At 58.8% G+C, this 386-nt stretch carries 1 protein-coding gene; it reads left to right on the top strand.

What is annotated here, in order from left to right:
- Window positions 1-386 (top strand): YDG domain-containing protein (locus tag O71_RS24500; RefSeq protein WP_007661366.1); only part of this gene is annotated, 386 nt, incomplete at both ends.

The following is a 386-nucleotide window of genomic DNA, read 5'->3' on the forward strand; positions in this document are numbered from 1 at the left end:
TACGACGGTAACAGAGACGCGGCAGTAGCTGCCTCTATCACCAGCGGCCTGGTAGCAGGTGACGTGGTGACAGTGGCCGCCTCTAACGGTCAGTTCGACGACAAGAACGTTGGCACTGGCAAGGAAGTAACTGCCTCTGTGAGCAAGTCCGGCGCTGACGCCGGCAACTACACGGCCAACACTACCGCTACTGCTAGCGCTGACATCAGAGCCATCGCCCTGGTAATCGGCATCACAGCTGAGAGCAAGGACTACGACGGTAACAGAGACGCGGCAGTAGCTGCCTCTATCACCAGCGGCCTGGTAGCAGGTGACGTGGTGACAGTGGCCGCCTCTAACGGTCAGTTCGACGACAAGAACGTTGGCACTGGCAAGGAAGTAACTGC

The organism is Pontibacter sp. BAB1700 (assembly GCF_000277005.1).
Lineage (GTDB): Bacteria > Bacteroidota > Bacteroidia > Cytophagales > Hymenobacteraceae > Pontibacter > Pontibacter lucknowensis.